12 protein-coding genes are annotated in these 13,901 nt (G+C 71.6%); 4 read left to right on the plus strand and 8 right to left on the minus strand.

Annotated features, from left to right (window positions below):
- The 3 genes from KUM38_RS41930 to KUM38_RS18020 form a co-directional block, all read right to left on the minus strand.
- On the minus strand, positions 1–312 hold a 312-nt coding region (locus tag KUM38_RS41930; RefSeq protein WP_254397370.1), incomplete at its 3' end, for an SPFH domain-containing protein.
- A 209-nt stretch (positions 313–521) separates the two neighbouring features.
- Complete coding sequence (locus KUM38_RS18015) at positions 522–1,427, minus strand: S1 family peptidase (protein WP_217130397.1); 906 nt, start codon at positions 1,425–1,427, stop codon at positions 522–524.
- Positions 1,428–1,727: 300 nt separating this feature from the next.
- On the minus strand, positions 1,728–2,906 hold the full coding sequence (locus KUM38_RS18020; protein WP_254397320.1) for a DUF5685 family protein: 1,179 nt from the start codon (positions 2,904–2,906) through the stop codon (positions 1,728–1,730).
- Positions 2,907–3,205: 299 nt separating this feature from the next.
- On the opposite strand from KUM38_RS18020, the gene KUM38_RS18025 reads away from it, so the two are divergent.
- The gene (locus KUM38_RS18025) at positions 3,206–3,643 is read left to right on the plus strand and encodes a cell division protein SepF (RefSeq protein WP_217130399.1); all 438 of its coding nucleotides are present in this window, start codon (positions 3,206–3,208) and stop codon (positions 3,641–3,643) included.
- 36 nt (positions 3,644–3,679) lie between these two features.
- Here KUM38_RS18025 and KUM38_RS18030 read toward each other — a convergent pair whose 3' ends face one another.
- Together KUM38_RS18030 and KUM38_RS18035 are read right to left on the minus strand one after the other, a co-directional pair.
- A complete protein-coding gene (locus KUM38_RS18030; RefSeq protein WP_217130400.1) occupies positions 3,680–4,870 on the minus strand; it encodes an acyl-CoA dehydrogenase family protein in 1,191 nt (396 codons plus the stop codon).
- 112 nt (positions 4,871–4,982) lie between these two features.
- Positions 4,983–6,584 (minus strand): MFS transporter, encoded by a 1,602-nt coding sequence (locus tag KUM38_RS18035; protein WP_217130401.1) that lies wholly within the window; start codon positions 6,582–6,584, stop codon positions 4,983–4,985.
- Positions 6,585–6,846: 262 nt separating this feature from the next.
- Here KUM38_RS18035 and KUM38_RS18040 point away from each other — a divergent pair, with 262 nt between their 5' ends.
- Positions 6,847–8,211, plus strand: a complete 1,365-nt coding sequence (locus tag KUM38_RS18040) for a glycosyltransferase family 39 protein (RefSeq protein ID WP_217130402.1) — start codon at positions 6,847–6,849, stop codon at positions 8,209–8,211.
- Between the two features lie 238 nt (positions 8,212–8,449).
- The gene (locus KUM38_RS18045; RefSeq protein WP_217130403.1) at positions 8,450–9,451 is read left to right on the plus strand and encodes a phosphatase PAP2 family protein; all 1,002 of its coding nucleotides are present in this window, start codon (positions 8,450–8,452) and stop codon (positions 9,449–9,451) included.
- Between the two features lie 72 nt (positions 9,452–9,523).
- On the opposite strand, the gene KUM38_RS18050 is transcribed toward KUM38_RS18045, so the two are convergent.
- Positions 9,524–9,739, minus strand: a complete 216-nt coding sequence (locus KUM38_RS18050) for an I78 family peptidase inhibitor (protein ID WP_217130404.1) — start codon at positions 9,737–9,739, stop codon at positions 9,524–9,526.
- Between the two features lie 425 nt (positions 9,740–10,164).
- On the opposite strand from KUM38_RS18050, the gene ctaD reads away from it, so the two are divergent.
- Entirely contained in the window at positions 10,165–11,856 is a 1,692-nt protein-coding gene (gene ctaD / locus KUM38_RS18055) for a cytochrome c oxidase subunit I (RefSeq protein WP_217130405.1), read from the plus strand.
- 200 nt (positions 11,857–12,056) lie between these two features.
- Here the strand turns inward: ctaD and KUM38_RS18060 are convergent, their stop codons facing one another.
- Complete coding sequence (locus tag KUM38_RS18060; protein WP_217130406.1) at positions 12,057–13,355, minus strand: ABC transporter substrate-binding protein; 1,299 nt, start codon at positions 13,353–13,355, stop codon at positions 12,057–12,059.
- Positions 13,324–13,896 carry a hypothetical protein gene (locus KUM38_RS18065; RefSeq protein ID WP_217130460.1) on the minus strand — a complete coding sequence of 191 codons (573 nt, stop codon included), beginning with the start codon at positions 13,894–13,896 and terminating at the stop codon, positions 13,324–13,326. Before KUM38_RS18065 ends, KUM38_RS18060 begins: the two co-directional genes overlap by 32 nt.
- Positions 13,897–13,901 lie beyond the last annotated feature (5 nt).

Raw genomic sequence — 13,901 nt, forward strand, 5'->3', positions numbered from 1 at the left:
CTGCACCAGGGCGTCGGCCGCGTCGACGACCTTGAAGTAGACGACCGCGTCGACCCGTACGGTCACGTTGTCCCGGGTGATGCCCTCCTGGGCGGGGACCGGCATCGTGACGATCTGGAGGTTCACCTTGTGCAGCCGGTCCACGAACGGAACGATCATGGTGAACCCGGGCCCGCGCACCTGCGGGCGGAGCCGGCCGAGCCGGAACACCACGCCCCGCTCGTACTGCTTGACGACCCGTGCCGCCGCCATCAGACAGACCGCTCCGGCGGACGCCACCGCCGCTCCCGCCGTCACCAGCTCCTCGACCATCACGGCCCCCCGGGGTCCGAAGTGGCGCACCAGGTGATCCCACGCGTCCGGTACCGCCCGGCGCGTCCCGGTGTGTCCTTCGACGGTAGCCCCGTACCCCTGACGAGAGCGAGCCCCTGCACGCGATCGCGTGCAGGGGCTCGTCGTGCTGCCGGCTGCGAGGTGGGACCCGCGGGACCGGTGGTGCCGGCCGGTCCCGGTGTCCGTTCCTAGGTGAGGGTGACGCCGTAGGCGCTCAGAGCCTCGGTCACCGGCTGGAAGAAGGTCGTACCGCCGGAGGAGCAGTTGCCGCTGCCGCCGGAGGTCAGGCCGTACGCGGTGCCGTTGCTGCCGTAGAGCGAGCCGCCGGAGTCGCCGGGCTCGGCGCAGACCGTGGTCTGGATGAGGCCGTAGACGATGTCGCCGCCGCCGTAGTTGACGGTGGCGTTCAGGGCGGTGACCCGGCCGCTGTGGGTGCCGGTGGTGGAGCCGTCGCGGATGACGGTGGTGCCCACGCTCGGGGTGGCCGCGCGGGTGATGTCCACGCCGTTCGCGGTGCCGGGCCGGCTGACGGACCCGGTGTACCGGACGATGCCGTAGTCGTTGCCCGGGAAGCTGGTGCCGGCGGTCGAGCCGAGCACCGTGGTGCGGCTGGAGTTGCCGTACCAGGTACCCGCGCCCTCGGTGCAGTGACCGGCGGTCAGGAAGTAGTCGGCTCCGCTGCTGGAACGGACGTTGAAGCCGAGGGAGCAGCGGCCGCTGCTCGAGTAGATCGCGTCGCCGCCCTGGATGAGCTTGCTGAACGTACCCGGGGTGCGCTTGACGGTGATCGCGTCGGCGTCGTCCCCGGCCTGCTGCTTGATCTTGTTGATCTCGGCCTGGGAGACGGTGCTGTCGACGGTGAGCAGCACCCGGTTGGTCTTGCTGTCGACGGCCCAGGCGGTGCCCGGGACATCGGCCTTCAGCACCGAACCGCTCACGCTCTTGAGTTCGGCGGAGCTGAAGGTGGTGGGGGTCTCGGCCGCGTTCGCGCTGGGGACCACGATCGCGGCAGCGGCCACGAGTCCGGTGGCTACGGCGATCAGCCGAGTCCGTCTCGAGACGCCGCTGCGGGGGGTGGTGCGCTTGATCCTCACTTCTCGTTCCTCCACAAAGGAAGTAGGGGGCCCTCGTGGGGTTTGTGGGCCCGTGAGGCGCAGCCAGGAAGCCTGGTGCCCGGATTCCGAACACGTCGTGCCCCTGACAAGCGCTGTGGGAAGCGAGTATTCGACCGACCGACCGTTCGGCGCAAGGGTGCCTTTCGGCCGTCAACCTTTGAACCGTCTAGGAGATTTGGTCCGCGTACGGGATCGCGTTACCCGTGGCCACGCTCGCGGCACGACCGGTCGAACGATCGCGCGATGTCCGGAACTCGCCCCTCCGGATGGCCGGTCCGGTCAGCAGCCGCAGTCGCAGCCGCAGTCGCACCCGTCACAGCAGCCGTCCTCACCGCAGCAGTTGCAGCAGCTGCAGCAGTCGCCGCACCCGCTGCAGTCGCAGTTGGCGCAGCTCCCCTCCTTGCGCTCCCCGCTCCAGGGGTCCTCGTAGGTGCCGCAGCACAGCTGGCACGTGCAGGCGAGCCCCAGCCACACGGCGCAGCCGGCCAGCAGCCCGCGCCGGTCGCGGCGCGGCGGCTCGGGGGGCGGCGGGGCGCCGGGGGTGCCGGGAGGCGCGTAGGGGCCGGTTCCGTGGGCACAGGAGACCGTACCGAAGGCGCGACGGACGGAGTTGGGCAGTTCATGGACGAGCAGCCGGTGCGCGAGACCGCCGTCGGAGCTGTGCCTTCCCGGGGAGACCCCGGACCCCCAGTCCACCTCGCGCAGGGCGAGCCGGATGCCGTGCACCGCGTCGTCGGCGAGCCGACGGGCCTCCTCGAGCGGGGTCCCGGTGGCGGTGAGCGGGTTCCAGGCACCGGAGGCGGCGTCGGCCTCCCGGTCCTCCACCGCGTCCAGGAGGTGCGCGAGGCGCCCGAAGAGGCGCCCGGCCTCCGCGAGCGGTACGGCGTTGTGCGGCCGGCCGGCCAGCACCGCGGTGTGCGCGAAGGCCGCGGCCGTCGCGGTCTCGGTCGGCTCGGTGACGGTGAGGACCGGGGTGCCGGGCCCGGCGAGGGTCTCGACGCCGGTCTGCCGGTCCACGGCGTCGACGAGGACGGCGGTGTCGAACCCGACGTCCGAACCGGTCCGCGCTCCCGCCCGGTCCCAGCTCGCCGCGACCCGGCGCGCGGCGAACGCGACCGGCTTGCGCGCCAGCATCCCGTCGCCGTCGGCGACATGGTCGCGCATCTTGGCGGAGGCGAGGACGAGGGAGACGGCCGCCGCGAGCCGCGCGCCCTCACCGTGCGCGACGGACGCGGTGCGCATGCCGCGCAGCGGGCACGGCCCCGCGGTGCGCCGTCCCGCGTCGGGACGTTCCGCCTGAGCCTCCGTCAGAACGGATATGAGGAGCCCGTCGTAGTTGGTGACGATCCGCGCGAGCTGTCCGTGGTCCCCGCGCAACGCGAGGCACAGCCCGCACAAATGGGCCATCCACTGGGCGGTGAGCTTCTCCCCGAGCCGGTGCCGACACGGCCTGACCATTCCGAACACGACGTTCCCCCGTGCAGTCGTACGACGTTGAGCGGCGGCATCGTATCGGCCCGGCGTTCACCCGTACGCCCCCTCCCTCACCCGTACGCCGCGAAGAATCATATTTCACTCACAGTCAGCAGCCGTTTACACCAAGACCCTTGGGAAACCCGGGCTCTCGACGGATCAGCTGTGCACCAGTACCGTCACAAACCCCCCGCGCGGCGTCTATCCACTTGGCGCGACGTCCGCATCATGGACGACCATAGGGATGCGGAAAGCAAAAAAGACCGCTGTGAGAGGAGGCGTCCATGGGATCGGTACGCAAGGCGAGTGCCTGGCTTGGCCTCGTCGACGACAACGAAGACGAGCGTTACTACGACGACGACTACTCCGACGGGACCGAGCCCGGCGAGGCCTGGGTCACCGATCCGCGGGTCAAGGTGGCCGCGGACGTCGCCGAGGAGAGGGGCCGCCGGATCGGCACGGTCACCCCGGACAGCTTCCGGGACGCCCGCGCCATCGGCGAACTGTTCCGCGAGGGCGTTCCCGTCATCATGAACCTCACGGCCATGGACGCCGGCGACGCCAAGCGCGTGGTCGACTTCGCCGCGGGCCTGATCTTCGGTCTGCGCGGTTCCATCGAGCGCGTGTCCAGCCGGGTGTTCCTGCTCAGCCCGGCCGACACCGAGGTCGTCAGCGGTGATCCGGCCGCGCACCGGTCGGACGGCTTCTTCAACCAGAGCTGAGGCGGGGCCGTTCACCGGCCCCGCCTCTTCGGAGGCTCACCGGAAGGCGTCGAGTCCGGTGAGCGCCTTGCCCAGCACGAGCTGGTGCATTTCCACGGTGCCCTCGTAGGTGAGCACCGATTCCAGGTTGGTCGCGTGCCGCATCACCGGGTACTCGAGCGAGATCCCGTTGGCACCGAGGATCGTGCGGGCCGTACGGCAGATGTCGATGGCCTCGCGGACGTTGTTGAGCTTGCCGAAGCTGACCTGCTCGGGACGCAGGCGGCCGGCGTCCATGCGCCGCCCCAGATGGTGGGCGAGCAGAATCCCCTTGTGCAGTTCGACCGCCATGTCGGCGAGCTTGGCCTGGGTCAGCTGGAATCCGCCGATGGGCCGTCCGAACTGTTCCCGTGACTTCGCGTAGCCGACCGCCGCCTCGAAACAGCTCCGCGCGGCGCCCATGGCGCCCCAGACGATCCCGTACCGGGCGTGCGTCAGGCAGCCGAGCGGGCCCTTGAGGCCGGTCACCTCGGGCAGGACGGCATCGGCGGGCAGCCGTACGTCGTCGAGGACCAGCTCGCTGGTGACGGAGGCGCGCAGTGACCACTTGTGCTTGATCTCGGGCGCCGAGAAGCCGGGAGCGTCGGTGGGTACGACGAAGCCGCGGATCCCGTCCTCGGTCCCCGCCCACACCACGGCGACCCCGGCCACGGACCCGTTGGTGATCCACATCTTGCGCCCGTTGAGCACCCAGTCCCCGCCGTCGCGCTTGGCGTGGGTGCGCATCGAGGCCGGGTCGGAGCCGTGGTCGGGTTCGGTGAGCCCGAAGCAGCCGATGACCTCGCCGGACGCCATCCGGGGCAGCCACCGCTGCTTCTGCTCCTCGCTGCCGAACCGGTGGATGGCGTACATGGCCAGCGAGCCCTGCACGGAGACCAGGGAGCGGATCCCGGAGTCGGCCGCCTCCAGCTCCAGACAGGCGAGTCCGTACTGGACGGCACTCGCGCCCGCGCAGCCGTAGCCGTCGAGGGACATGCCGAGCGCGCCGATCCCGCCGAGCTCCCGGGCCAGCTCCCGGATGCCGGGCAGCTCGCCCTGCTCGTACCAGTCGGCGACGTACGGGAGCACGCGGTCGGCGGCCCAGGCGCGCACGGTGTCCCGGACGGCCAGGTCCTCCGGCTCCAGCAGGTCGTCGAGGCCGAGGGGGTCGGCGGGGTCGAAGGGGGGCAACTTCGCGGACGCGGACATGGGGGCACCCTCCGGGGGCTGGTCCGGGGTTAACTAGCGCTGCTAGTCACGGCTCGGGGCGACGTTACGACGCGGTCTCCCGCACGTCCACCCGGCCGGTGCGGGACACGGCTCACACCTTCAGCTCGGAGACACGGCGCTCCGTGGCCTCCCGCGGCACGGGCACCTGCACGGCCGGCGGCTCGCACTGCATCACCCGCGGCAGGCGCAGCGCCATCGCCGCCCCGAGCAGCAGCAGACCCGCGCTCACCAGCAGGGTCACGTGCAGTCCGTGCACGAAGGAGTGGCGCGCCGCATGGCGCAGGGCGGTCCCGGCGGGCCCGCCGAGCCGGTCGGCCACCTCGTAGGCCTCCCCCAGCGAGTGCGAGGCCGCCGCGGACGCCGCCGCGGACACCCCGGGTATGCCGGTGAGGCCGGGTGCGTAGGCCGCGTTCATCACGCTGCCGAGGAGGGCGATCCCGATGCCGGCGCCCAGCTGGTAGGAGGTCTCGCCGATCGCGGCCGCCCCGCCGGCCCGGTCCGGCGGCGCCTCGCTGAGCATCGACTCGTAGGCCCCGAACAGCGTGGTCTCCAGGCCGAAGCCGAGCAGGACGAAACCGGTGAGCAGCAGTGGGGCGTTGTCCTGTCCGCCCATCGCGGTCAGGACCACCACCGCGGCGGCCGTCAGGCAGAAGCCGGAGCAGACCATGCGGCGCGGGCCGAACCGGCGCAGCATCCGCGCGCCCGCCAGGCCCGCCGCCATCGCCGCGATCGTCAGCGGCAGCAGGCGCAGCCCGGTCTCCAGCGGGGAGAGCCCGAGCACGAGCTGGAGGTACTGGGCCGCGATCAGCTCCAGGCCCACCAGGGCGAGCATCGCCAGCACGATGCAGCCCACCGACGTGCTGAACGCGGGCCGGGCGAACATCCGCAGGTCGACCAGCGGGTGCGCGCGGCGCCGCTGCCGGCGCACGAAGGCGGTCAGCAGTCCGGCGCCCACGAGCAGCGGCAGCACGGTCCACACGTCGGCGGCGCCGCCGCCGAGCCGCTTCACTCCGAGGACCACCGCGAACAGCCCGGCGGCGGCCGTCAGCGCGCCGGCCACGTCCCAGGGGCCGTCGTCGTCGCCCTTCGACTCGGGCAGCAGGATCCACCCGACCGGGAGGCTGACCAGCATCAACGGGATGTTGACCAGGAACACCGAGCCCCACCAGAAGTGCTCCAGCAGGAAGCCGCCGAGCAGGGGGCCGACCGCCGCGCCCACGGCGGCGACCGCGCTCCAGACGCCGATGGCGAGCGCCCGCTCGCGCCGGTCCGGGAAGACCTGGCGCAGGATCGACAGCGTCGCCGGCATGATCATCGCGCCGCCGACACCGAGCAGCGCCCGCGCCACGATCAGCACCTGGGCGCTGTCCGCGAGGGCCGCCATGCCGGAGGCGACGCCGAACAGGGTGTAGCCGAGCAGCAGGACGCGTCTGCGGCCGATCCGGTCGCCGAGGGTGCCGAAGAGGATCAGCAGCGAGGCGCAGACCAAGGGGTAGGCGTCGACGATCCAGAGCAGCTCCATCGCGCCGGGCCGCAGGTCCTCGGTGACGGCGGGGACCGCGACGTGCAGCACGGTGGCGTCGACGGCGACCAGCAGCAGGCTGACGCAGAGGACGACGAGCACCACCCAGCGGTTGGCACCGGCCCCGGCCGCCCGACGGCGCAGCGCGGCGGCCGTGGTCGTCCCGGACATGTACGTACCTCCCAGATGTTCCCTCGCGACCGGCGGGCTCACGGGGTCGGGGACTCCCCCGTGACTCGGCCGGAGAGGAGCGGTGGTCTCCGGCCCGCGCGGCGAGCGGCGAGTGACACGTCAGAGTACGCGAGTGGGAGCCGGGGTCGAGTGGTGGGCCTCTCACTGCTCCGGCGGATCGGTGTGGCGTACACCACTCCCCCGTCGGGGTCACACGCCCCGCCGGGCGGGCCGGTTCCCCTCCGGGTCGATAATCGGGCGCGTGAACGATCTCGACGCGCGCGGTGTCCCGGCCCGCCCCGGAGCACTGCGACGGGCCGCGCCGGCGCTCCTCGGGTACGCCGCCGTGCGTGCCCTGGGCCTGGTCGTGCTGGCCCTGTGGAGCGGGGCGCGCGGCAAGGACGCGTACACCCTGCTGACCGCCCGCTGGGACTCGCTCTGGTACACGAGGGTCGCCGAGCTGGGGTACGGCTACGAGGTGCGGCTGCCCAACGGGGACGTGCACTCCAACCTGGCGTTCTTCCCGTTGCTCCCGTGGCTGGAGCGGCTGGTGGCGGCGGTGTCCCCGCTGTCGTACGCCGACGGCGGCTTCGTGGTGAGCGTGCTCGCCTCGCTCGCGGCGGCCTGGGGGATCTTCGCGGTGGCCGACCACGTGTACGGGCGCCGGGCCGGGGTGTGCGCGGTGCTGCTGTGGGCGGTGCTGCCGGTCGGGATCGTGCAGTCGATGGCGTACAGCGAGTCCCTGTTCACCGCGCTCGCCGCGTGGTCGCTGTACGCCGTGCTGACGGGGCGCTGGGTGACGGCGGGCGTCCTGGCGGGCCTGGCGGGGCTGACCCGCCCGGTGGGGCTGGCGGTGGTCGCGGCGGTGTGGGCGGCGGGCGTCGCCGCGTTCCTGCGGGAACGCGCCTCCACGCGGGGACACGCCTCCACCCGGGAACGCGCCTCCTCCCGGGAGCACGTCTCCGCGCGAGGGCACGCCTCCGCGCGGGACCGCACTTCTTTCGCGCGAGATCGCAGCGCGGCGCCGGAGGACGGCGCGCGGGCCGGGGAACGCGCCGGCGCTCCCGCGAACGCCCGGCGCGTCGGGGCACCGGAGGGCGCCCCGCACGCGACGGACACCTCCGGCGTGCGCCTGCGCCGGGTGCTCGGCATGCTCCTCGCGCCCCTCGGGGCCGCCGGTTACGTTCTGTGGGTCGGGCACCGGACCGGCGACGGGCCGCTGGGATATCTCGACGTGCAGGCCGGATGGCGGAACGGTTTCGACGGGGGCTACGCCTTCGCCCGTTTCATCGCCGCCATGTTCACGTCGTTCCCGTCCGCCCTGGCGGGCCTCGGGCTGGTGGCCGGCGTCGGCCTCGTGGTGTGGCTGTACGTCGTCTGCGTACGGCAGCGCCAGCCGCTCCCCCTGCTGGTGTACGCCGGGGTCGTCACCGCGCTCGCCCTGTGCGCGTCGAGCTACTTCGGCTCGAAACCACGGCTGCTGCTGCCCGCCTTCCCCCTGCTGCTGCCCCTCGCCCTGGCCCTGGCCCGGCTGCGTACGCCCAGGTCCGCGCTGGTGGTGGGGGCGGTCGCGGCGGCCTCGGCGGTGTACGGGGCCTTCTGGCTGAACGGCTCCGGTCCGCCCTGACCGTCCCGGAACGGACGATGAGCGACAAGGAAATTCCGCACCAGCCCCCGGTGAACGAATTCAAAAGCGCGATAAAACCCTCCCCCGGAATGATCAAAGGAATTGAAGTCCACGGCATCCGGGCTTTGCGGATTCACCGGCGATAAAGGCCCTCCTGAGAGGAATGCCACATCACATCGTCATCACAAAGAGCCTGATTCGACGGGGTTCCGCACTCAATCGCTGTAACGTCGATTGGGTGCGTACCGAACGGAAGCCCACCCGTCTGGACCGGGTGTTCGCGAGGCTGGATCGTGAGCCGGAACGACCGGCTCACATCGGCGTGCCGCGAATGAGCCGGCACCGGGTGGTGCTGTTCGCCGCCGGTCTGGCCTTCTATCTGGCGATCGTGTGGGCCGTACTGATCACCTCCTGGCTGGTCCGGCTGGACTGGCAGGTGATGTTCTTCCGCCCCTACCAGCAGTGGTCCGAGATCCACGCCTTCGTCGACTACTACGTGGTCCTCGGGCAGCGCGGCCCGACGGCGGTGATGGTGGCGGCCTGGCTGGGCTGGCGCTCCTGGCGGCAGCACACCCTGCGCCCGCTGCTCGCCCTGGGCGTCTCCCTGCTGTTGCTCAACGTCACCGTCGGTGCCGCGAAGTACGGCATGGGGCGCCTCGGACCGCACTACGCGACCGAGATCGGCTCGAACGAGATGTGGCTCGGCGGCGATATATTTCCCAGCGGCCACACCGCCAACGCCGTGGTGACCTGGGGAATCCTGGCCTATCTGGCCTCCACCCCGAGAGCGCGCCGCTGGCTGTCCGCACTGTCGGCCGTGACCTCACTCGGGGTCGGGCTGTCCACCGTCTACATCGGGACGCACTGGCTGAGCGATGTGATCCTGGGCTGGGTCGCGGGCCTGCTGATCCTGCTGGCGCTGCCGTGGTTCGAGCCGCTGATCGCCCGCGCGGAGACGCGTGTTTTCGACCTGCGCACCCGCTGGCGGGCATACAGGGGAGGCACGGCGGAGGCCGGACCGCCCGGGCGGTCCGTCGTCCTCAAGCCGCTCGCCGACCGCCCGGACACGGCTCCCGAGCCGCTTCCCACGGGCCGCCCGGCCTCCCGGTCGCCCGCCTACCTGGCGCCCGGGCCGCACACGGCCCGCGCGGAGCGCTCCCCGGTCACCCCGGCGGGCAGCCGCCGCCCGCCGCACGCGGAGCGCCACCCGCGCGGTACGACCTCGGCCACCCGTCCCTGACGGACGGCGCGGCGTCCGCCGCGCACGCCACGGCCCCGGTTCCGGCGAGGGAACCGGGGCCGTCACCGTGCGTCAGCCCTTCCAGGCGCGCGCCACCAGGCCGTCCCTCACCTCGAAGTTCAGCCGGCCCACGCGGTACTCCATGGTGATGATCGCCCCCGGGGGCAGCGCCCGCACCGTCGACCAGCCGCGCTCCCGCGCGAGGTGCTCGGCCCGGTCCGCCGCGAGGCCGACATAGGAGTCCGGACTGTCGTGGGGTTCCGCGGAGGGTGTCGGAATGGGTGCCATGCGGCCACGCTATGCCCTGGCCCGGGAGCCGGGGAAGCCGGAAGCGGGAACACCGGGCCGGATCCGTCGGCGGTCACACTTCTGTCACAAGATCACGACAGACGTTCATGACGGTGACCATCACCCGAACGGCCGCTTCGGTACGCCTTCCGCAGGTATTCGAACGTAATTACCGCGTGTCACGCCACGGGCGCGATTAACTCCGGCGGAAAGTGCCGGGGGACGTGCTCCCGGACCCCATTCCTTTTCCGCCACCACACATGACCGTACAGGCCGGTGCGCACATAAAATACGCGATTCCGCCACACGATCCGCCACGTCCCCGGTCGGGGACCGGCAGGGGCGAGCATCATGGCGTGGGCCCGGGGTACATGTGGCGCGGGCTCCCGGCGGGGCCCGGCGCGCGAGGAGCGAAGGGGCGAGCGATGGGGACGCAGACCGTCCAGGCTGCGGCGCGACCGGCGCGCCGGCAGCGGCGCGGGCAGGTGGTGATCGACTGGCTGACCACCACCGACCACAAGAAGATCGGCCACCTCTACCTGATCACGGCGTTCGTGTTCTTCCTGATCGCCGGCGTGATGGCACTGCTGATGCGCGCCGAACTGGCCCGGCCCGGACTGCAGCTCATCGACAACCAGCAGTTCAACCAGATGTTCACCCTGCACGGCACGATCATGCTGCTGCTGTTCGCGACGCCCAGCTTCGCGGGGTTCGCCAACGAGCTGATGCCGCTGCAGATCGGGGCACCCGACGTGGCCTTCCCGCGGCTGAACATGTTCTCGTACTGGCTGTTCCTCTTCGGCGGGCTGATCGTGCTCGGTTCGCTGGTGGTCACCGGGGGACCGGCCGCCTACGGCTGGTTCGCCTACGCGCCGCTGAACAGCATGCGGTACTCGCCCGGCCTCGGCCCGGACCTGTGGATCATGGGCCTCGCGCTGTCCGGCTTCGGCACCATCCTCGGCGCGGTCAACTTCGTCGCCACCATCGTCGGGATGCGCGCCCCCGGGATGACGATGTTCCGGATGCCCCTGTTCACCTGGAACACGCTGTTCACGTCGATCCTGATCCTGCTGGCGTTCCCGGTGCTCGCGGCGGCGCTGCTGGTGCTGGAGGCGGACCGGCGGTTCGGCTCACAGGTCTTCGAGGCCGCCCACGGCGGAGCGATCCTGTGGCAGCACCTGTTCTGGTTCTTCGGCCACCCCGAGGTCTACATCATCGCGCTGCCGTTCTTCGGCATCGTCACGGAGATCATCCCGGTCTTCAGCCGCAAGCCGCTGTTCGGCTATCTGACGCTGGTGGGCGCCACCATGGCCATCACGGGCCTGTCGATGGTGGTGTGGGCGCACCACATGTTCGCCACCGGCGCCGTGCTGCTGCCGTTCTTCTCCTTCATGAGCTTCCTGATCGCGGTGCCCACGGGGGTGAAGTTCTTCAACTGGACCGGCACCATGATCAAGGGTTCGCTGTCCTTCGAGACACCGATGCTGTGGGCGACCGGGTTCCTGGTGTCGTTCCTCCTGGGCGGGCTGACCGGGGTGCTGCTGGCGTCGCCGCCCCTGGACTTCCACGTGACGGACTCGTACTTCGTCGTCGCGCACTTCCACTACGTGGTCTTCGGCACCGTCGTCTTCGCGACCTTCGCCGGGTTCTACTTCTGGTGGCCCAAGTTCACCGGCAAGATGCTCGACGAACGGCTCGGCAAGATCCAGTTCTGGACGCTGTTCATCGGCTTCCACACCACGTTCCTGGTGCAGCACTGGCTGGGCGCCGAGGGCATGCCGCGCCGCTACTCCGACTATCTGGCGGCGGACGGCTTCACCGCGCTGAACACCGTCTCCACCATCGGCTCCTTCCTGCTCGGCATGTCCACGCTGCCGTTCCTCTACAACGTCTGGAAGACGGCCAAGTACGGCGAGAAGGTCGAGGTCGACGATCCCTGGGGCTTCGGGCGCTCCCTGGAGTGGGCGACCTCGTGTCCGCCACCCCGGCACAACTTCACGACGCTGCCCCGGGTCCGTTCGGAGTCGCCGGCGTTCGACATGAACCATCCGGAGTACGCGGCCGTGACGTCCCAGCCCGAGCCAAGGAGCGAGCAAGCCGGTCATGAGCCGCTCTGACCGCGTCGATCAGCCCGGCCCGGGCTCCAGCACCTCGAAGCGGCTCGACGGTACGGCGTGCCCCCGGGCGAGACCGGCGCCGGACCACTCACGGTGGGCCTGGAGCAGGGACGGCAGGCGCAGCAGGCGTGCCGAGGTCTCCCCCGTGCGGGCGAGTCCGCCGGCCGTCGCGGACGGCCACTGTCCTGAAGGGACGGGCGTCAGGGCTCGTAGGCCAGTTGCGGCACCGTGAAGCAGGTGCGGTTCATGTCGCCCTGCGACACCCAGCCCTCACCGTCCCGCCAGCGGGCCACGGACAGACAGGTCCGGCCGGTGGCCGGCGGCTCGGGCGACCGCCGGAACGAGACGGGCAGCAGCAGTCCGCCCGCGGTGTAGTCCCGGGCGCGGCCGACGTGGGCGTCGACGCACGCACGCGTGATGCCCGTACGGGCGCAGGACCTCGCCGCGTCGGTGAACCAGCGGGCGGCGGCCCAGCCCTCCAGCTGCCACTGGGAGTGCGTCTCCAGGTCCTCGGTGGCGTCCCGGAACTCGCGCACGGCCGGATGGCCGGTGTCCTCGAAGTTGCGGCTGGAGCCGGTGGCCCACAGGGCGTTGCGGCAGTGCGGGGCGTCCTTGTGGTCCTCGGCGACGGTGGACGTCCAGTTCTGCACGTTGGTGACCTTGGCGGTGACCCGGGCGCCGACGTCGTCCATGGCCCGGCACAGGCGGGCGTTGCCGTGGCCGTCGATGGCGTCGAAGACCAGGTCGGCGCCCTGCTGCTTCAGGTCGGCGGCCACCGCGCGGAAGTTGGGCAGCGCGAAGTCGACCCGCTCGGTGACGACCTCGTAGCCCTCGGCCTTCAGGCCGCGTTCGACGAGCCGGGCGTAGGCGGCGGACGCGGACTGGTTGTAGGAGACGACGGCCGCGGTGCGGGCGCCGTGCTCGCGCTTGAAGTAGCGGTACACCTCGGTGCCGCCGTACAGCGTGCCGTCCCAGCCGGGGGTGCCGTTCCTGGGGGCCCTGCTGCCGTAGATGCTGTAGAGGTGCGGGTAGGTGTCGTACGCCGTCCCGATGGGCTGGCCGCCGATGTCGGGCACGCCCGCGCGGGAGACGCGGGGGGCGCCCGCGTAGTCCAGGGCGGTGGTGGCGACCAGGGCGACGACCTTCTCCTCGTCGATCAGCTCGTGCACGCACTCGTTGTTGCCGACGCCGCTGCCGCCGTCGTCGCACAGCCGCACCTCGACGCGCCGGCCGTCGATGCCGCCGCGCGCGTTGAGCCGGTCGAACCAGGCCTTCGCGCCGTCGCGCGGGCCGGTGAAGGCGCTGCCGCCGACCGGGCTGGTGGCGCTGGTGACGATGCCGACGCGGATCGGCTCGCCGGCACCCCCGGCGGTCGCGGGCGGGCGGTCGTCGTGCTCGAAGTCGCTCTCCGGCAGGCGGCTGCCGCAGGCCGCGGTCAGCGCGAGGAGCGCCGCCGCGGCAAGGGCCTCAGCAGCCCGGAATGTCCGGGGGTGATTCATCGCCGCTCAGTCGCACCAGCGCGCACAGGGACTTGACGGACACCTTCCAGGTGCCGTCGTCCTCGACGGCGACGCCGGAGGCGTCCGGGAGGGCGGTGGCTCCCCTGAGGGTCAGGGTGAACGTCACGTCCGCCTCGGTCGGTGAGATGAACGCGATCTCGGTGACCTCAGCCTTCACCTGTCCGACGCGGTTGTCGCCACTGAACGCCTCGAGCACCGGGCCCAGCAGCTCACCGTTCTGCAGGAGCTTCTTCTTCTCCTCCACCGGGGTCTGGGGGTCGAAGAACTTCTCCCAGTTCTGCCGGATCTCCTGTTCGGCCTCCGCCTGGTTCGCGGGCGCGCTGCCCGGTGCGCTCGTCGTCCGGTCCGCCGACGGCGTGGAAGTCCCGCCGCCACCGCCACCGCCGTCGTCGCCGCACGCCGCGAGGCCCGGCGCCAGGACCAGGAACAGGGCGGCGATCAGTGCCGTGCCCCGTCCCGCCGTCCGCGGGCCGCGCCCCGCCCTCGCGTTCCCCCGCCCGATGTCACTGCCGAGAACCATCTGGC

Source organism: Streptomyces sp. AC558_RSS880 (genome assembly GCF_019049255.1).
Taxonomy (GTDB): domain Bacteria; phylum Actinomycetota; class Actinomycetes; order Streptomycetales; family Streptomycetaceae; genus Streptomyces.